The 17,965-nt window shown below is 68.2% G+C and carries 17 protein-coding genes and 1 tRNA gene; 9 read left to right on the forward strand and 9 right to left on the reverse strand.

Translation table 11 applies throughout. The annotated features are described in order from the left end of the window. Positions 1-15 precede the first annotated feature (15 nt). Complete coding sequence (locus ACP693_RS14955) at positions 16-1,689, forward strand: MFS transporter (RefSeq protein ID WP_426020494.1); 1,674 nt, start codon at positions 16-18, stop codon at positions 1,687-1,689. Positions 1,690-1,779: 90 nt separating this feature from the next. Continuing rightward, positions 1,780-5,145 (forward strand): hybrid sensor histidine kinase/response regulator, encoded by a 3,366-nt coding sequence (locus ACP693_RS14960; RefSeq protein WP_426020495.1) that lies wholly within the window; start codon positions 1,780-1,782, stop codon positions 5,143-5,145. A 10-nt stretch (positions 5,146-5,155) separates the two neighbouring features. On the opposite strand, the gene ACP693_RS14965 is transcribed toward ACP693_RS14960, so the two are convergent. Beyond that, on the reverse strand, positions 5,156-5,767 hold the full coding sequence (locus tag ACP693_RS14965; RefSeq protein ID WP_135194568.1) for a response regulator transcription factor: 612 nt from the start codon (positions 5,765-5,767) through the stop codon (positions 5,156-5,158). 162 nt (positions 5,768-5,929) lie between these two features. Here ACP693_RS14965 and ACP693_RS14970 point away from each other — a divergent pair, with 162 nt between their 5' ends. The 4 genes from ACP693_RS14970 to ACP693_RS14985 all read left to right on the forward strand — a co-directional run bounded on the left by ACP693_RS14970 (position 5,930) and on the right by ACP693_RS14985 (position 10,418). Further along, positions 5,930-7,282, forward strand: a complete 1,353-nt coding sequence (locus ACP693_RS14970) for a DcaP family trimeric outer membrane transporter (RefSeq protein WP_426020496.1) — start codon at positions 5,930-5,932, stop codon at positions 7,280-7,282. Positions 7,283-7,285: 3 nt separating this feature from the next. Then, positions 7,286-9,241, forward strand: a complete 1,956-nt coding sequence (gene acs / locus ACP693_RS14975; RefSeq protein WP_426020497.1) for an acetate--CoA ligase — start codon at positions 7,286-7,288, stop codon at positions 9,239-9,241. A gap of 68 nt (positions 9,242-9,309) precedes the next feature. Then, positions 9,310-10,305 (forward strand): bile acid:sodium symporter family protein, encoded by a 996-nt coding sequence (locus tag ACP693_RS14980; protein ID WP_426020498.1) that lies wholly within the window; start codon positions 9,310-9,312, stop codon positions 10,303-10,305. A gap of 39 nt (positions 10,306-10,344) precedes the next feature. Beyond that, a tRNA-Gly gene (locus ACP693_RS14985) sits at positions 10,345-10,418 on the forward strand. Positions 10,419-10,468: 50 nt separating this feature from the next. Here ACP693_RS14985 and ACP693_RS14990 read toward each other — a convergent pair. The 5 genes from ACP693_RS14990 to ACP693_RS15010 form a co-directional block, all read right to left on the reverse strand. Then, positions 10,469-11,431 (reverse strand): TraB/GumN family protein, encoded by a 963-nt coding sequence (locus ACP693_RS14990; protein ID WP_426020500.1) that lies wholly within the window; start codon positions 11,429-11,431, stop codon positions 10,469-10,471. A gap of 46 nt (positions 11,432-11,477) precedes the next feature. Then, positions 11,478-12,128: a hypothetical protein gene (locus tag ACP693_RS14995; protein ID WP_426020501.1), complete on the reverse strand. Its 651-nt coding sequence runs from the start codon at positions 12,126-12,128 to the stop codon at positions 11,478-11,480. After that, positions 12,125-12,331: a helix-turn-helix transcriptional regulator gene (locus ACP693_RS15000; RefSeq protein WP_135194562.1), complete on the reverse strand. Its 207-nt coding sequence runs from the start codon at positions 12,329-12,331 to the stop codon at positions 12,125-12,127. Before ACP693_RS15000 ends, ACP693_RS14995 begins: the two co-directional genes overlap by 4 nt. Before the next feature lie 3 nt (positions 12,332-12,334). Beyond that, positions 12,335-12,793, reverse strand: coding sequence for a hypothetical protein (locus ACP693_RS15005; protein ID WP_426020502.1), 459 nt, complete (start codon positions 12,791-12,793; stop codon positions 12,335-12,337). An 85-nt stretch (positions 12,794-12,878) separates the two neighbouring features. Then, a complete protein-coding gene (locus ACP693_RS15010) occupies positions 12,879-14,096 on the reverse strand; it encodes a DNA recombination protein RmuC (protein WP_426020503.1) in 1,218 nt (405 codons plus the stop codon). A 112-nt stretch (positions 14,097-14,208) separates the two neighbouring features. Here ACP693_RS15010 and ACP693_RS15015 point away from each other — a divergent pair, with 112 nt between their 5' ends. Continuing rightward, positions 14,209-14,565, forward strand: coding sequence for a hypothetical protein (locus tag ACP693_RS15015; RefSeq protein ID WP_426020504.1), 357 nt, complete (start codon positions 14,209-14,211; stop codon positions 14,563-14,565). Between the two features lie 6 nt (positions 14,566-14,571). On the opposite strand, the gene recR is transcribed toward ACP693_RS15015, so the two are convergent. Beyond that, a complete protein-coding gene (recR, locus tag ACP693_RS15020; RefSeq protein WP_159846808.1) occupies positions 14,572-15,174 on the reverse strand; it encodes a recombination mediator RecR in 603 nt (200 codons plus the stop codon). After that, positions 15,174-15,503 carry a YbaB/EbfC family nucleoid-associated protein gene (locus ACP693_RS15025; protein WP_135194557.1) on the reverse strand — a complete coding sequence of 110 codons (330 nt, stop codon included), beginning with the start codon at positions 15,501-15,503 and terminating at the stop codon, positions 15,174-15,176. Before ACP693_RS15025 ends, recR begins: the two co-directional genes overlap by 1 nt. Positions 15,504-15,660: 157 nt before the next feature. Between ACP693_RS15025 and ACP693_RS15030 the strand changes: the two genes are divergently transcribed. Next, a complete protein-coding gene (locus ACP693_RS15030) occupies positions 15,661-16,275 on the forward strand; it encodes a malonic semialdehyde reductase (protein ID WP_426020505.1) in 615 nt (204 codons plus the stop codon). Between the two features lie 87 nt (positions 16,276-16,362). Here ACP693_RS15030 and ACP693_RS15035 read toward each other — a convergent pair whose 3' ends face one another. Further along, positions 16,363-17,085 carry a c-type cytochrome gene (locus ACP693_RS15035; RefSeq protein WP_426020506.1) on the reverse strand — a complete coding sequence of 241 codons (723 nt, stop codon included), beginning with the start codon at positions 17,083-17,085 and terminating at the stop codon, positions 16,363-16,365. Positions 17,086-17,226: 141 nt separating this feature from the next. Here ACP693_RS15035 and ACP693_RS15040 point away from each other — a divergent pair, with 141 nt between their 5' ends. Beyond that, entirely contained in the window at positions 17,227-17,949 is a 723-nt protein-coding gene (locus tag ACP693_RS15040; RefSeq protein WP_426020507.1) for a 3-deoxy-manno-octulosonate cytidylyltransferase, read from the forward strand. Positions 17,950-17,965 lie beyond the last annotated feature (16 nt).

Consider the following 17,965-nt stretch of genomic DNA (forward strand, 5'->3'; position numbering starts at 1 on the left):
GGGAGGAAATGGATCATGGCTACCGACGCTCCAATTGCGTCTGGGGAAGAGGAACACACCGTCGATCGCAGCGATCGTCTGGTCATCCTCGCCTCATCGGTCGGCACCGTCATCGAGTGGTACGACTTCTATCTTTACGGCTCGCTGGCGGCGATTATCACCGTCCAGTTCTTCTCGGGCGTCAACGAAACCACCGGCTACATCTTCGCCCTGATGGCCTTCGCGGCCGGGTTTGCGGTGCGGCCCTTCGGCGCCATCGTCTTCGGGCGCTTGGGCGACCTTTGGGGACGCAAGAACACCTTCCTCGTCACCATGCTGTTGATGGGTCTGTCGACCTTCGTCGTCGGCCTGTTGCCGCCCTATGCGGTCATCGGCATCGCAGCGCCCATCATCCTAGTGCTGATGCGCCTGATCCAGGGCCTGGCCCTGGGCGGCGAATACGGCGGCGCCGCCACCTACGTCGCCGAGCACGCCCCGCGCGGCAAGCGCGGCTTCTACACCTCCTTCATCCAGATCACGGCCACCGCCGGCCTGGTGCTCAGCCTTGTGGTCATCCTCGGTGTCCGGCTTGCGGTAGGCGAGGAAGCCTTCGCCGACTGGGGCTGGCGCATTCCGTTCCTGGTCTCGATCATCCTGCTAGGCGTCTCCCTGTGGATCCGCCTGAAGCTGGCCGAGAGCCCGTCGTTCAAGAAGATGAAGGCCGAAGGCAAGGGCTCCAAGACCCCGCTGAAGGACAGCTTCGGCAAATGGCCGAACCTGAAGATCGTGCTGATCGCCCTGCTGGGCCTCACCGCCGGTCAGGCCGTCATCTGGTACACGGGCCAGTTCTACGCCCTGTTCTTCCTGGAACGGGTCATGAAGGTGGACGCGACCCTGGTCTATATCCTGTTGACCATCGCGCTTCTGGCCGCGTCGCCCTTCTTCATCTTCTGGGGCTGGCTGTCGGACAAGGTGGGACGCAAGCCGATCATCCTGGCCGGCTGCCTGATCGCGGCCCTGACCTATTTCCCGCTGTTCAACGCCCTGACCCAGGCCGCCAACCCGCGCCTGGCCGCCGCCGCCGCCTCGGCGCCGGTCGTGGTCTATGCCGATCCGGCCGACTGCAACGTCCAGTTCGACCCCGTCGGCAAGACGGTGTTCAACCAGTCCTGCGACGTGGCCAAGTCCCACCTGGCCAAGGCCGGCGTGACCTACACCAATGTCGAGGCGCCTGCCGGAACCGTGGCAGAGGTTCGCATCGGCGATCAGTCCGTCATCCCCAGCTTCCGGGGCGACGCCATGACCACGGCTGATTTCGCCGCCCAGAAGAAGACCTGGGACACGGAACTGACCGCCGCCCTGACCGCCGCCGGCTATCCGGCCAAGGCGGACAGCGCCCTGGTCAACAAGCCGATGGTGGTGCTGATCCTGTTCATCCTCGGCTTTTACGTGACCATGGTCTACGGACCGATCGCGGCGGCCCTGGTCGAGATGTTCCCGACCAATATCCGCTACACCTCCATGTCCCTGCCCTATCACATCGGCAACGGCTGGTTCGGCGGCTTCCTGCCGACCACCGCCTTCGCCATCGTGGCGGCGACCGGCAACATCTACTCCGGTCTCTGGTATCCGATCATCGTGGCGCTTGCGACGGTCGTGCTGGGCTTCCTGCTGGTCAAGGAAGGCAAGGACGTCGATCTGAACGCCTGATCCTGCTTTCAGGCGGAACGAGGGGCGGGTCGTCGCAAGACGGCCCGCCTTTCGCTTGTGAAACACACCCTGCCCGGTTCAGATGCCCCCATGTTCAGCCTGACGATCCTCGGCCTGGTCGCCGCCTATATGGCGGTGCTGTTCGCCGTCGCCTGGTATCAGGAACGACCGGCGGCGCGGGCGCGCGGCAAGGGGTTGGGGCCGTCGGTCTACGCCCTGTCCCTGGCGATCTACTGCACCTCCTGGACCTATTACGGCGCGGTCGGCACGGCGGCGCGCGACGGGTGGGAGTATCTGCCCATCTATATCGGGCCGGTGATCGGCCTGACCCTGCTGTTCCCGCTGTGGCGCCGCATCGCCGCCGCGGCCCGGCGCGAGAACGTCGGCTCCATGGCCGACTTCGTGGCCTCGCGTTACGGCAAGAGCCAGACCCTGGGCGCGGCGGTCACGGTCGTCGCCATCCTGGGGTCGCTGCCCTATATCGCGCTTCAGCTGAAGTCGCTGTCGATGGCCGGCGCCCTGCTGACGGCGGGCACGCCGGTGGCGGGGTCGGAGCGGCTGACGGTGCTGGTGCTGGCGGGCGTGCTGGCCTTCTTCGCCATCCTGTTCGGGGCGCGCCGTCCCGACCTGACCGAACACAATCGCGGCCTGATCCAGGCCATCGGCCTGGAATCGATGGTCAAGCTGGGCGCCCTGTTGTTCGTCGCCGTCTTCGCCCTGGTCCTGCTGCTCAACGAAGGCTCGCCGCCGCGCATTATCGAAGGCCTGGGGGCGCTGGCCTCCCCGCCCGAGGTCACGCCGCGCTTCACCGCCATCACCCTGCTCTCGACCCTGGCCATCTTCTGCCTGCCGCGTCAGTTCCACGTCGCCTTCGTGGAGGGCGCCCAGCCGTCGGACGTGAAACGGGCGCGCTGGATCTTTCCCCTCTATCTGCTGCTGACCAGTCTGGCGGTGCTGCCGCTGGTGGCGGCAGGCGCCCTGTTCGCACCGGCGGTGAACCCCGACCTGCTGGTGCTGGCCCTGCCGTTCGGACGCGGCGAGACGATGCTGACGGCGCTTGTCTTCGTCGGCGGCTTCTCGGCCGCGACCGCCATGGTCATCGTCGAGGCCGTGGCCCTGTCGGCCATGGTGTCCAACAGCCTGATCCTGCCCTTCCTGGCGCGCGATCGCTGGCGGGTGCGGGGCGACGCCTCGGACATGGCGGGGACCATTCTTCAGGTGCGGCGTGCGGCCATCGTCGCGGTCCTGCTGCTGGCCTGGCTCTATTATCAGGCGACGGATCAGTCGCGCGGTCTGGCGGCCATGGGGCTGGTGTCCTTCGCCGCCATGGCCCAGTTGGCGCCCGCTTTGTTCGGCGCCGTGATGTGGCGCGGCGGCCATGCGCACGGGGCGCTGGCGGGGATGACGGTCGGGATGGCGGTCTGGATCGTCATGCTGGCCCTGCCGCAACTGGCGCCCGGCGCGCCGTGGCACTTGCACGTCATGCTGGGGGTCAAGGATCCGCTGGCCCTAGGGGTCTTCGTCAGCCTGGGGCTCAATCTGGCGGCCTATGTCGGGGTGTCCCGCTTTGCTCAGCCCCGTTTGATCGACCGGGTCCAGGCCCGCGCCTTCGTGGATCGGCTTGGGCCGGACTGGATGGAGGCCAGGCCCTCGCCGTCGGGCGCCTCGGTCGGCGACCTGCGCGCCCTGGTCGCCCGCTTCATCGGCGACGAGCGGGCCGAGCGCGCCTTCTCCGCCTGGGGACGCGAGACGGACACCCGGCTGCGCGACGCCGATCCGGCCGATGCAGCGCTTGCCCGCGCGGCCGAGCGGATGCTGGCCGGCGCCATCGGCGCAGCCTCGGCCCGACGAGTGATCGCGGCGGCCCTTGCCGGCGTCGGCCGTGCGCCCGAAGACGTGGTGCGGATGCTGGACGAGGCGTCGCAAGCCGTTCAGTTCAACCGCGACCTGCTTCAGACCACGCTCGACAACATCGACCAGGGCGTGATCGTGGTGGACGAGGATCTGCGCGTCACCGCCTGGAACCGGCGCTATGTCTCCATGTTCGAACTGCCCGTCGGCTTCGTCCACGTCGGCCTGCCCATCGCCAACATCTATCGCCTGAACGCCGAGCGCGGCGAAAGCCCCGACGACATCGAGGCCTGGGTCGAAAGGCGACTGGAGGCGCTGAGCCGCCGCATCCCCCACGACCATGAACGGGCACAGCCCGACGGCCGGGTGCTGCGATCCTCGGGCGCGCCCATCCCCGGCGGCGGCTACGCCACCAGCTACACCGACATCACCGCCCTGCGCCGGGCCGCGCGTGAACTGGAAGAGGCCAACGAACGGCTGGAGGCCCGCGTCGCCGACCGCACCGCCCGGCTGGACGAGGCCCGACGCGTCGCCGAAGACGCCACGGCGTCCAAGACTCGGTTCCTGGCCGCCGCAAGCCACGACCTGCTGCAACCGCTGCACGCAGCCCGCCTGTTCATCGCCGCCTTGAAGGAAGAACCGGCTCTGGCCGAGCCGACCAGCCGCACCCTGGCCGTCAACGCCGACCGCGCCATCGACAGCGCCCACCGCCTGCTGACCGCCCTGTTGAATCTGTCCAAGCTGGAGGCCGGCGGGGTGCGGACCAATGTGACCAAACTGTCGCTGGGCGGTCTGTTCGACGAGTTGCGTCGCGAGTTCGCACCCGTGGCCGAAGCCAAGGGTCTGCGCCTGACCATCATGCCCAGCCGCCTATGGGCCGCATCGGACCGCGACCTGCTGCGGTCCATGCTCCAGAACCTGGTGGCCAACGCCATCCGCTACACGGACACAGGACGGGTGCTGGTCGGGGCGCGGCGGCAGGGCGAGACGGTGCAGCTGTTCGTCTGCGACACCGGGCGCGGCATCCCCGATTCCGATCACGAGACCGTCTTCGGCGAGTTCGTGCGTCTGCCCGGCGCGGTGGACGAGCCGGGCGCGGGGCTGGGCCTGGCCATCGTGCGCCGCCTGTCCAGCCTGCTGGACCATCCGCTGGAGCTGAGCTCGCGCCTCGGACGCGGCACCATCTTCCGCATCACTGTGCCGCGCACCCCCGCCGACGTGATCCCCGAAATCGCGCCGGTGCGCGAGGCGCGTCTGCCGCTAGCGGGTCTGCGGGTGCTGTGTGTGGACAATGAGCCGGTGATCCTGGACGCGCTGAACGCCCTGCTGACACGCTGGGGGGCGAAGCCGACCCTGGTGTCCAGCGTCGCGGCGGCCAAGGCGGCTCAGGGTCCGTTCGACGCCGCCGTGGTCGATCTGCACCTCGGCGACGGGCCGGAAGGGTTCGCCGTCATCGATTGGCTGAGGCCTCACGGCGTGCGCCGCATCGCCCTGGTCACCGCCGACACCCGCGACGGTCTGAACGAACAGGCGACGGCGGCCGGCGCGGTCCTGCTGCCCAAGCCCATCAAGCCGGCGGCGCTGAAGGCCTTTTTGTCGAGCTAAGTCTGGCGAGCTAGCTGGGGTCGAGCGATTTGGCCAGGATCACCGCCTGGGTCCGGTTGTGGACGCCCAGCTTGCGGAACACGCTGGTCAGGTGCGCCTTGATGGTTGCCTCGGACACGCCAAGGTCGAAGGCGATTTGCTTGTTCAGCCGCCCGGCCTTCAACCCCTCCAGAATACGCAGCTGCGACGGCGTCAGGCTGGCGACGCGGCCGGCCGGGTCGTCGTCGTCCGCCTCGGGCACATCGGGCGCCCAGCTGTCGCCGGCCAGGATGGCGGCGATGGCCTCGACCATCTGGGGCAGGGACGAGGACTTGGGAATGAAGCCGGCGGCGCCCAAGCCTAGGGCGTGGCGCACCACGGGCGCGTCCTCGCTGGCCGAGACCACGGCGACCGGCACGGTCGGCTGTTCCGCGCGCACGGCGGCGAGCCCGGCCATGCCCTCGCTGTCCGACAGCTTCAGGTCCAGCAGCAGCAGATCGACCGGCCCGGCGACCATCGCCGCCTTGGCCTCGGCCAGGCTGGCGCATTCCACCACCTCCGCTCCCGGCGCCGCCTTGTCGACGGCCGAGCGCAGGGCGGCGCGGAACAGGGGATGGTCGTCGGCGACGACGATGCGATCCATGGGCGTCCTTCCGTGCGCGGCGTCTGATCGGCCGCGTCGTCGCCATCATGGCGCGGTTCGACTTTGGTCGAAATTAGACCAATGGCCAATGGCTCCCCGAGGCTGGAGGCGGAAAGGTTTTCGAAGGGACGCCCGCGTTAGATGGGCGCGGGAGGATTCATCATGATCAAGACAAGCCTAATGGCGGGAGCCGCCGCCGTCGCCCTGCTGGCGTCGCCCGGTATCGCCTCGGCCCAGGACCAGGCCGCGCTCGAAGCGCGCATCGCCCAGCTCGAAGCCCAGCTGAACGCCCTGAAATCCGAGGTCGTCGCCTCGCGCACCCAGCAGGCCGCGCAGCAGCAGGACATCATCCGTCTGGAAACTCGCCCGGCCGCGCCCGCCCCGGTTCAGCAGGCGGCGGCGCCTGCGTCGCCCGGCGAGGGCTTCCGCATCGGCGACCACACGGTCAAGTTCGGCGGCTTCGTCAAGGTCGACGCCTACGCCACCCGCTACTCCGGCGGCGACCCGCTCAACGGCGATGCCCTGCGCGAATTCCACATTCCCGGCTCCATTCCGATCGGCGGCGCCGACGAGGATACGGCGACCGATTTCAACGCCCGCCAGACCCGGTTCTGGCTGACCACCGACGGCATGGTCGGCGGCCACAAGATCGGCACCCGCATGGAGATGGACTTCCAGACCCAGCCCGGCGTCGCCGACCAGCGGACCACCAGCCCGGCCAACCCGACCCTGCGTCGCGCCTTCATCACCATCGACAACTGGCTGATCGGCCAGGAGTGGACCAACTTCCAGAACACCGCCGTCCTGCCCGAATCCGCCGACTTCATCGGCGCGGCGGAAGGCACCGTCTTCGCCCGTCAGGTCCAGGTCCGCTATACGCGCGGTCCCTTCTCGGTCTCGGTCGAGAACCCCGAGACGACCGTGACGCCGTTTGGCGGCGGCGCGCGCATCGTCGCCGACGACAACAGCCTGCCGGACTTCACCGCCCGCTATGCCGTGTCCCAGCCGTGGGGCGACTTCCAGTTCGCCGGCCTGCTGCGCCAGCTGAAATACGAGAACCCGGCGACCAATATCGATTCCACCGCGACCGGCTGGGGCCTGTCGGCATCGACCAAGATCAAGGTCGGGTCCAAGGACGACATCCGCCTGATGCTGACGGGCGGCGAGGGCATCGGCCGCTATGTCGGTCTGAACTTCTCCAACGATGCTGTGGTGGACGCTTCGGGCGAACTGGACTCCATCGGCGTTGTCGCCGGCTTCGCCGCCTACCGCCACGTCTGGGCCCCCGGCTGGCGCTCCAGCCTGATCTGGTCGGCGCAGAAGGTGGACAACGAGACCGGCTTCACCGGCCTGGCGGTCAACCGTTCCGCCCAGAGCATCCATGCGAATTTGATCTGGTCGCCCGTTACGGCGTTTGATGTCGGGGCCGAGCTGATGTTCGCAGACCGCGAGATCGAGACCGGCGCCAGCGGCGACATGACCCGTCTGATCCTGTTCGCCAAATACGGATTCTGATTGATGCCGGAGACGTCTCGCGTGCCTGATCCCGACCTCTATCCCGTTCCTGCCGACTGGGCCGAAAAGGCCCATCTGAACCGGGAGGCCTATGAGACGGCGCGGATCGCGGCGCGCGAGACGTCCGACGCCTATTGGGCCGAACAGGCCAGGCGTCTGGACTGGATCACGGCCCCGACCAAGATCAAGGACGTCTCGTTCAAGAAGGAAGACTTCCGCATCCGCTGGTTCGAGGACGGGGTGCTGAACGTCTCGGCCAACTGCATCGACCGCCACCTGCCTCATCGCAAGGACGAGACGGCGATCATCTGGGAAGGCGACGATCCCGCCGACAGCCGCCACATCACCTTCGGCGAACTGCACGCCGAGGTGTGCCGCATGGCCAACGTGCTGAAGGCGCATGGAGCGAAGAAGGGCGACCGGATCACCCTGTATCTGCCCATGATCCCCGAGGCCGCCTACGCCATGCTGGCCTGCGCCCGCATCGGCGCCGTCCATTCGGTGGTGTTCGGCGGCTTCTCGCCCGACAGCCTGTGCGGGCGGATCGAGGACTGCGGCTCGAACCTGGTCATCACCGCCGACGAGGGCCTGCGCGGCGGCAAGCATGTGCCGCTGAAAGCCAATGTCGACGAGGCCCTGACGAAGGTGAAGGTCGACACCGTCCTGGTCATCCGTCGCACCGGCGCCGACGTGCCGATGATCGAGGGCCGCGACTTCGACTACGCCCTGGAAGCCGCCAAGGTCGACGCCGACTGCCCGCCCGAGCCGATGAACGCCGAGGACCCGCTGTTCATCCTCTACACCTCGGGTTCGACCGGAAAGCCCAAGGGCGTGTTGCACACCACGGGCGGCTATCTGTTCTGGGCCGCCTGGACGCACGAGCTGGTCTTCGACTATCGCCCCGGCGAGGTCTTCTGGTGCACCGCCGACGTGGGCTGGGTCACCGGCCATTCGTATATGGTCTATGGGCCGCTCGCGAATGCGGCGACGACCCTGATGTTCGAGGGGGTGCCCAACTATCCCGACGCCGGCCGGTTCTGGCAGGTGGTGGACAAGCACAAGGTCGAGATCTTCTACACCGCCCCCACGGCCCTGCGCGCCCTGATGCGCGAAGGCGATGCGCCGGTAAAGGCGTCCTCGCGCGCCTCGTTGCGTCTGCTCGGCACGGTCGGCGAACCTATCAATCCCGAGGCCTGGCGCTGGTATCACGAGGTGGTCGGCGACAGCCGCTGCCCCATCGTGGACACCTGGTGGCAGACCGAAACGGGCGGCCATCTGATCACCCCGCTTCCCGGCGCCACGGACCTGAAGCCCGGATCGGCCACCCTGCCCCTGCCCGGCGTCGAGCTTGAGATCGTGGACGCTGAGGGTCAGCCGCTGGAGGGCGCCGCGTCCGGCAATCTGTGCATCACCGACAGCTGGCCGGGCCAGATGCGCACCGTCTATGGCGACGACCAGCGCTTCTTCGACACCTATTTCTCGACCTATCCCGGCCGCTATTTCACCGGCGACGGCTGCCGTCGCGACGAAGACGGCTATTACTGGATCACCGGCCGGGTGGACGACGTCATCAACGTGTCCGGCCACCGGATGGGCACGGCCGAGGTCGAGAGCGCCCTGGTGCTGCATGACGATGTCGCCGAGGCGGCGGTCGTCGGCTATCCCCACGACATCAAGGGCCAGGGTATCTACGCCTACGTCACCCTGAACAACGGGGTCGAGCCGACCGAGGACCTGCGCAAGGCCCTGGTCGCCCACGTCCGCCACGAGATCGGCCCCATCGCCGCGCCCGACGTGATCCAGTGGGCGCCGGGCCTGCCCAAGACCCGGTCGGGCAAGATCATGCGGCGCATCCTGCGCAAGATCGCCGAGAACGAGATCGGGTCGCTGGGCGACACCTCGACACTGGCCGACCCGTCGGTCGTGGACGATCTGGTGAAGAACCGCGCCGGAGCCTGATGACGCGGGTTCAACGCGAGGGCTGATGCGCCTATCTGTGCGTCAGCCTGCCGCAGCCTGAGCCGTCCATGCCCCGTTTCCTGTCCCGCCTGCCCATCGACGGCTATTTGCTGGCCCTGATCGGCATGGTGATCCTGGCGGCGCTGCTGCCCGCCAGCGGACAGGCCGCCGTGGTCATGGATTGGGTGGTCAAGGCCGCCATCGCCCTGCTGTTCTTCCTGTATGGCGCGCGGATGTCGCCGGCGGCCATCGGCGCCGGCCTGATGCATTGGCGGCTTCAGGGCACGGTCTTCCTGTCGACCTTCCTGCTGTTTCCGCTGCTGGGGCTGGGCCTGGTCTTCCTGATGCGCGGCTCGCTTCAGCCCGACCTGCTGACGGGGATGCTCTATCTGTGCCTGCTGCCGTCCACGGTGCAGTCCTCCATCGCCTTCACCTCCATCGCCGGCGGCAATGTCGCGGGCGCCCTGACCAGCGCCAGCCTGTCGAACCTGCTGGGCGTCATCGTGACGCCGCTGCTGGTCGCCCTGATGATCGGCGGGGCCGGCGGCGGCATCCACCTGCAATCCATCCTCGACATCGGCCTGCAGATCCTGGCCCCTTTCGCCGTAGGCCAGCTGTGTCGCCCGCTGCTGAAGGACTGGCTGGGTCGTCACGCCAGGCTGACGGGCCTGGTGGACCGCGGCTCCATCCTGCTGATCGTCTACGCCGCCTTCAGCGAGGGCGTCGTCGCCGGGGTCTGGTCCCAGGTCGCGCCTATGGACCTGGCCAAGGTCATCGGACTGAACATCGTGCTGCTGGCCATCGTCCTGGGCCTGACCCTGATGGCGGGGCGGCTTCTCAAGTTCGACAAGCCCGACCGGATCGTCATCCTGTTCTGCGGCTCCAAGAAGAGCATGGCCACCGGCATCCCCATGGCCGGCATCCTGTTCGCCGGTCACGCGGTGCCGCTGATCGTCCTGCCGATCATGCTGTTTCACCAGATCCAGCTGTTCGCCTGCACCATCATCGCCCAGCGCTATGCGCGAGAGAATGCGGCGCGCGCCTTGAGCCCCATCTTACCTTGAGACATGGCCTCCCTTGAGATAGACCGCCCTCAGGCCATCGCGGGCATGATGTAGTGGTAGCCTGGCAGCTTCCCATGCTGCTCGTGCGGGTTCGATTCCCGCTGCCCGCTCCAACCTATTGGTGAAGGCGCGACGATCGTGCCGCCGCGCCTCCTTTCCGTTCTCAGTTCGCGGCTTCGACGGTGACGCCGCGTTGTTGCAGAATGGCCTGGACGCTCTCGTCGCCGGTCAGGTGGCCGGCGCCCACGGCGATGAAGGCGGTGCCCGAACCTTCGAGCAGGGTCTGGATCTGGTCGGCCCAGTCGGTGTTCCGGTCGACCAGCAGGGCCTGATAAAGGGCCGGCGAGGCCTCCTTCATCTCCTCAACCATGACGCGGTCCAGAGTGCCGACGTCGCCCTTGGCCCAGGCCTCGACCATGGTGTCCAGCATGGTCACGGCGTTCTCGTAGTCCTTCAGCGTCTCGCGCAGGAAGGCCATCTGCACGTCTTCGGGCAGGCCGGCCAGAATGCCGATCTGCTTGTCGATGGTCTCGAAGCCGTGGATCGGCTTGCCGGCCGCCTCGGCGCGCGCCTTCAGCACCAGTTCGACGCCGGACTTGGGATCATAGCCGGCCTTGACCAGGGGCGCGACCGACAGGCTGAGCGCCGCCAGCCAGGGCTTCATCGGCTGAAGCTGCGCGGCGGAGGCGCCCATGGCCTGGGCGGCGGCCTCCAGTTCGACGTTCTCCTCGGGCGTCAGGCGGCTGGAGAGAGGCGTGTCCGGCGACAGGCCGTGCTGCTGGATCAACGGCATGACGGCGGCCTGATCGTCGGGATTGCTGATCTCGAACCAGATGTCCGAGGCGCTGTCGAAGGCGGCCTCGACGCGAGGGCTGGCCCAGCCGGTCGTGGGGCGCAGGACGTGGACCGAGCCGAACAGATACAGGGTCGAATCCGAATCCTTGATCACCCACAGGGCGGGGCCTTCGCCCTGGATGGGCGCAGCGGCGGCGGGCGCCGTCGTCTGGGCCAGGGCGTCGGCCGGAACCCCGGCGATGGCGACGAACAGGGCCAGGCCGCCGGCGACGCCGAGGGCGCCGCGTGCGAGGGTGGAAACGGAGGATCGGAGGCGGGCGGAAAGGGTCATGAGGTCGCTCCAGTTTTTTGAAAAAGGCGGGAAAAGGGAAAAGAGGTCAGGCCAGGCCGCGGCGGGCGCTGATCCAGATGGAGGCGGCGAGATAGAGCGTCATCAGCACGGCGTAGATGTCCCAGGCGGTGATCGTCGGCGCGGCGCCCAGGCGTTCGGCGGCGGCCCACAGGAACAGGATCAGCTGGCCCAAGAAGAAGGTGACGGCGGCCGACTCCATCACCGCGCGGCGCAGCAGTTCGTCGGCCTGGCGATAGACGCGCACGTTCATCACCGTGTGCAGCACCAGCAGCAGGCCGATGGCGCCGAGGCCGAGCACGGGGCTGACGCCCATCAGGCTGAATGCGATCGGCAGGGTCAGGATGACGCCGGAAAAGCCCATGACCGCCGCCTGGAACCGCGCCACGGCGGCTTCCTCGGGCGAGGCGTCGCCTTCCAGATTGTACATCTTGCCCAGGCGTTTGGCGTCCAGGCTGACGTAGAGCGCCCACAGCGCGCCCACGACCAGGGCGAACCCGACCAGCAGGGCCAGCACGTCCGACCAGCGTATGGCCTTGTCCGTCAGGCCGAAGCCGCCCGGCGCGACCTTGGCCAGCCAGGCGCCGACGCCGTAGCCGATCACGCCGAACAGGGCGCCGAAGGCGAAGGCGCGGACCCATCGGGGCCACGAGGCGGGAGAGAGCGAGGGAGACTTCATTTCGTCGGCTCCTGGTCGTCGGAAAAGATGGATTCGATGGGTTGGCCGAAGATGCGGGCGATCTTGAAGGCCAGCGGCAGGGACGGGTCGTAACGGCCGGTCTCCAGCGCGTTCACGGTCTGGCGCGACACGCCCAGATGTTCGGCGAGCTGCGCCTGGCTCCAGTCGCGCTCGGCGCGCAGGACCTTGAGACGATTGTTCATGGCTCAGCCCCGCATCCGCGCCAGCCACCACCAGGCCCAGACGACGGTGTAGCCGATCAGCATCGGGGCGATCATCAAGGCGGCGCCGGCGGACATATAGTCGACGGGGGAGCCGCCCGATCCGACGTGGCGGGCGATGATGTCGCGCCACGGTCCGGCGGAGGAGAGGATCAGTCCCACGCCGCTGACGCACATGCCGGCCGTGCCGCCCCAGTACCAGGCGGCCTTGTGGGCCTCGCGCGCGGCCTCGTCGATCACCCGCATCCATTCGGCGCCGACCCAGAGGGCGCCCGCCATGATGGCGGCGGCGAAGACGCCGGTCACGATCAGCTCACCAAGCTCGGAGGTGATCCAGCCCGAGCTGGAAGCGTAGCCGACCGCAATGCCGCCCAGAAGGGCGAACAGCAGCCCGCCGCCGAACGTGATCACCGTCGCCTTGATTACCGGCCGCCACTTACGCATCAGTCAACACCCCTTGTCCAATTGACAAGCTACATTGACATCACACCGCAACGCCTGTCAAGCGCCCTTTCCACAGAAAGACGCCCTACTCCGACTTGGACGAGGCGATCAGCTCCGGACGAGCGATGACGCGCGGCGCGGTCTCCACCGGCGTCAGGTCCGGCAGGGCCTTGCCTTCGTGGTCCACCTGCAGGTCTTCAAAGCGGCGGGCCGACACCATGACCTGGCTCTCCAGCGAGCCGACGAACTGGTTGTACTTGCCCACGGCCTGATCCAGGGCGCGGCCGACGGCCGAGGCGTGACCGCCCATGACCGACAGCCGCTTGTAAAGCTCGCGCCCCAGAGCGGCGACCTTGTCGGCGTTGGCCGCCTGTTCTTCCGCCCGCCAACCATAGGCGACGGCCTTGCACAGGGCGAACAGGGTCGAGGGGGTGACGATGACGACGCGCGACGCCATCGCCTGGGTCATCAGGTCCGGCTCGTGGTCCAGGGCGGTGACCAGGAAGGCGTCGCCGGGCACGAACAGGACGACGAAATCGGGGCTGGGCTTGAACTGGTCCTGATAGGCCTTGGACGACAGCTGGCGTACGTGGGTCTTCAGGCTGGCGGCGGTGCGCAGGCCGACCGAACGGGCGCGCGCCTCCTCGTCGCCGTCGCCCTCGTCGAAGGCCAGGGGCACCTTGGCGTCGATCACGAACATGCCGCCGCCGGGCAGGCGGACGATGAAATCGGGCCGGTTCTGGCGGCCTTCATCGTCGGCGCTGGAGGTCTGTTCGGTGAAGTCGAACCGCCCGGCCATGCCGGCGGCCTCCAGCACGTTTCGGCAGGTCTGTTCGCCCCAGCGCCCGCGCCGGCCGGTGTTGCCGCGCAGGGCCTCGGTCAGTTTGCGCGCCTCGTCCCGTGTCGCCGAGGACGCCGCCATCAGCTGGGTCAGTTGTTCACGCAAGCCTCCGGTCTCTTCGGAGCGGGTCTTTTCCAGCGCCGCGACATGTTCCTGAAACTTGGTCAGGGTGTCGGCGACAGGTTTCAGCTGGGCCGCCATCCGCTCGCGCGCCAGCTGGTCCTGAGCGCGGAAGGTCTCGGTCGCGCGGCTGACCATCTGATCCGCCACCACCTGGGCGGATTGAGCCGCCTGGGCCTTGAGCAGTTCGCCCATGGTGACGCGGCTTTCCTCGACCAGGTCGATACGCGCCTCGGCGGCCGCCAGCGCGCCTTGCGCCCTCTGCCAGCCCATGAAGGCCCACAGGAAGCCGCCCGCGAAGGCGGCGGCGAGAAGGGCGAGGATGGGCACGAGCATGTTCATGCTCCGTTCCTAGCGGGAGTCGCCGCTCATGAGAAGCGCGCCAAGCCTCGCAGGAACGTAGCCGTTCCGATGACGTTGGTTTGGCTGAACCTGTCCTCGGAGAAGACACGCCATGATCCCCCAAGAGCCCGAACGTCACGACAAGGCCGCCGACGCCGTCCACGATGGCCGCCCGGTCGACGCCGAACTGGTCCGCAGCGGACGCAAGGGCCCACGCATCCTGGTGCTGCTGGTCATCTCGACGCTGGCGGCGGCCGTCCTGCTGCTGGGGATCTGGATGATCTCCAACGGCGGATTCAACGCCCAGAACGACGAAACGGGCCCGACCGCAGCCGACACTCGCGACTTTGCAGGCGACAGCCAGACCCCGCCTGCGGCCGACGCGCCCACGGACGCGACCGGCCGGGCTGAGCCTGTGCCGACGGGCGAGGCGCCGAACGTCAACGCGCCGACGACGCCGTCGAACTGATCGCTATCAGGCGGGGCGGCGGGCCTTCAGGGCCTGGACGATGGTGCCGTCGTCCAGCCAGTCCAGATCCCCGCCGACCGGCACGCCGCGCGCCAGGGACGTGACCTCGACCTCCGGCCCGCCGATCCGCTCGGCGACATAGTGGGCGGTGGTCTGGCCGTCCACGGTGGCGGGCAGGGCCAGCACGACCTCGCGCACCCCGCCGCCCCTTACACGTCCGACCAGTTCGGTGATGCGCAGATGCTCGGGCCCGACGCCGTCCAGGGCGGACAGCAAGCCGCCCAGCACATGGTATTTGCCCCGGAAAGCGCCGGATCGCTCCATCGCCCACAGGGCGCCGGCCTCCTCGACGACGCAGATCAGGCCGTTGTCGCGCGCGCCGTCCGAACAGATGGCGCAGGGGTCGCGGGTGTCGGGCGTACCGCACACCGAACAGGACACGACCTTTTCCGCCGTCTCGGCCAGGGACGCCGCCAACGGCACCAGGAGTTGCTCGCGCCGCTTCAGCAGGGCCAGGGCCGCGCGACGGGCGGAGCGCGGACCCAGGCCCGGCAGTTTGGCGAGCAGGGAGATCAGCCGTTCGATCTCCGGCCCGGCGGAGGCGGCCATCAGAACAGTTTCGGCATTCCGGGAATGTTCATCCCGGCCATCGGCCCGGCGGCTTCGCGCATCAGGGCGTTGTTCTGTTCGTCCAGCTTGCGCTTGGCGTCGGCATGGGCGGCGACGATTAGGTCGGCCAGAATCTCGCCCTCGCCGGGCGTCAGCAGGCTGTCGTCGATCCTGATCGCGGTGATCTCGCCCGGTCCCTTGAGGGACACCGAGACAAGGCCGCCGCCCGAGGAGCCCTCGGCGCTGGTTTCGGCCATCTTGGCCTGGGCGTCCTGCAGCTTTTGCTGCATCGCCTGGGCCTGCTGCATCAGTTGTGTGAGGTCTTTCATGCCCTCTAGATAGGGGCAAGACGGCCGGTGCGACAGGGGTTTTGCGCATTCCTCGCGAAATCGGAAACGCTGAGGCGCCGCATTCGCACTTGCGACCGTTGCGAAACGGCCTAATTAGCACCTGCATTCGTTGCTGTTATAATCAGGAAGGCATTCCATGGCCTACGACGCCCTCACTCAACGCGACGCCCCGCTGTCGGACGCCGCCTTGTCGCAACTGTTCACCGAGGCGCGCACGCGCAACGGCTGGACCGATCGCCCCGTCGCGCCCGAACTGCTGCGCAAGCTCTATGACCTGACCAAGTTCGGGCCCACGGCGGTCAACGGATCGCCCGCCCGCTTCGTCTTCGTGACCTCGCCCGAAGCCAAGGCGCGGCTGGTCCCGCTGATGAGCGAGGGCAATCAGGCCAAGACGCAGCAGGCGCCGGTGACCCTGATCATCGGCCAGGACATCGACTTCCACGAGCATCTGGACGCCCTGTTCCCGCATGCGCCGGGAGCCAAGGCCTGGTTCGCCGACGAGGCCGGCCGTCGCGAAAGCGCCTTCCGCAACGCCTCGCTGCAGGGTGGCTATCTGACAATCGCCGCGCGGGCGCTGGGCCTGGATGTCGGGCCGATGTCCGGCTTCGATGCGGCGGGCGTGAAGGCCGAGTTCTTCCCCGACAGCAATGTCGAGCCGAACTACATCCTCAACCTGGGCTATGGCTCGGACGAGAACCTGTTCCCCCGCTCGCCGCGCCTGTCGTTCGACGAGGCGACGCAGATTCTCTGAGGCGTCCGCGCCTGCCGCAAACGAAGAAGGGCGGCCCATCGGGGCCGCCCTTTTGTCGTCTCTGGGTCGTCTCTGGACCGAAGTCGTTCAGGTGTTCGGCGGGGCCGAGGCCGTCGCGGCGGGCGGAGCCGCCAGGGTGGCCTGGGCCGCAGCGGGCGCGCCTTCGGCCGGGGTCGTGCCGGTCGCTTCGGTCGCGGCGGCGCCTTCGGTCACGGGCGCTTCCGCCCCTTCGGCCGGAGCGGCCGCGCCGGGCTGGCGGGTCGGGTCCGACGCCGGGATGGCGAAGCCGCCCGAGCCTTGCGTGCGCAGCCAGGCGATCAGGTTGATGCGCGTCTGGGTGTCGCGAATGCCGGCGAAAGACATCTTGGTGCCGGGCACATAGCGCGCCGGCGCCGTGATGAAGCTGTCCAGCTGATCATAGCCCCAGGCCGGAGCCTCGGCCTTGTGCTTGGCCATGGCGTCCGAATAGGCAAAGCCTGGACGGTGCATCACCGGTCCGCCGACCACGCCAAACAGGTTCGGACCGATGCCGTCCGCGCCACCTTGCGTCACAGTGTGGCAGGCCTGGCACCGCGCGAAGGCGGCCTCGCCGGCGGCCAGGTCGGCAGTCGGCAGGACCGTGCCCCAGTCGGGCGCCAGTTCGGCCGCCTCGCCGCCTGCGACCTCTTCAGGCGCATCGACGAAATAGCCCATCTTTTCAGGGGGCTCGGAATGATAGATCAGGCCGGAGGCCTGCTGGACGACCAGGATGACGAAGGCCGTCCCCAGAGCCGCACCGAAAATCTTGTTCCACTTAAGATCGCCGCTCATGCGCCTGGTCGAATCCCTCTGCCGGCCGGGCCCTCGAAAACACGCCCCGGACATAATCTTGCGTTGGCGTCTCTTGCACGGTAGCGCCGCCTTCGCAACCGGCCCGGTACGCGACGGGCCAGACAGGCGTCAGGGAAGTCGATGAATCCGTTGATAATGATACCCGCTCGCATGGCGGCGACCCGCCTGCCGAACAAGCCGCTGGCCCTGATCGGCGATGTGCCCATGATAGTGCGCGCCTATCGCCAGGCGGAAGCCTCGGGCCTGCCGGTCGTGGTCGCCGCCGGCGATCCCGAGATCGTCGAGGCGGTGGAGGCGGCGGGCGGCCGCGCCATCCTGACCGACCCGGCCCTGCCCTCGGGTTCGGACCGGATCCGCGCCGCCGTGGACGCCATCGACCCGGAAGGCGATTTCGACGCCGTCATCAACGTTCAGGGCGACATGCCCTTCGCCAGCCCTGGTCTGGCCGTCGCCTGCGCCGCCATCCTGCATGGGGAGCCGACTTGCGACATCACCACCCTGGTCGCCGCAGAAGCCGACCTGTCGGACCGGACCAACCCCGACGTGGTCAAGGCGGTGTTGGCCCTTGGTGAGAACGAGCGCCAGGGCCGCGCCCTCTATTTCACCCGCTCCACCCTGTATGGCGATGCGCCCATCTGGCGGCACATCGGCGTCTATGGCTATCGCCGCGAGGCCCTGAACCGCTTCTGCGCCGCGCCCCCGTCGCCGCTGGAGATGCGCGAAAAGCTGGAACAGCTGCGCGCCCTGGAGATGGGCATGCAGATCTGGGCCGCGGTCATCGACGAAGCCCCCCTGTCGGTGGACAATCCGGCCGATCTGGAAGCGGCGCGACGGTTGGTGTGACAAATCTCCCTCCCCA

It is taken from the genome of Brevundimonas sp. TWP1-3, assembly GCF_049896085.1.
In the GTDB taxonomy this organism is placed as follows: domain Bacteria; phylum Pseudomonadota; class Alphaproteobacteria; order Caulobacterales; family Caulobacteraceae; genus Brevundimonas.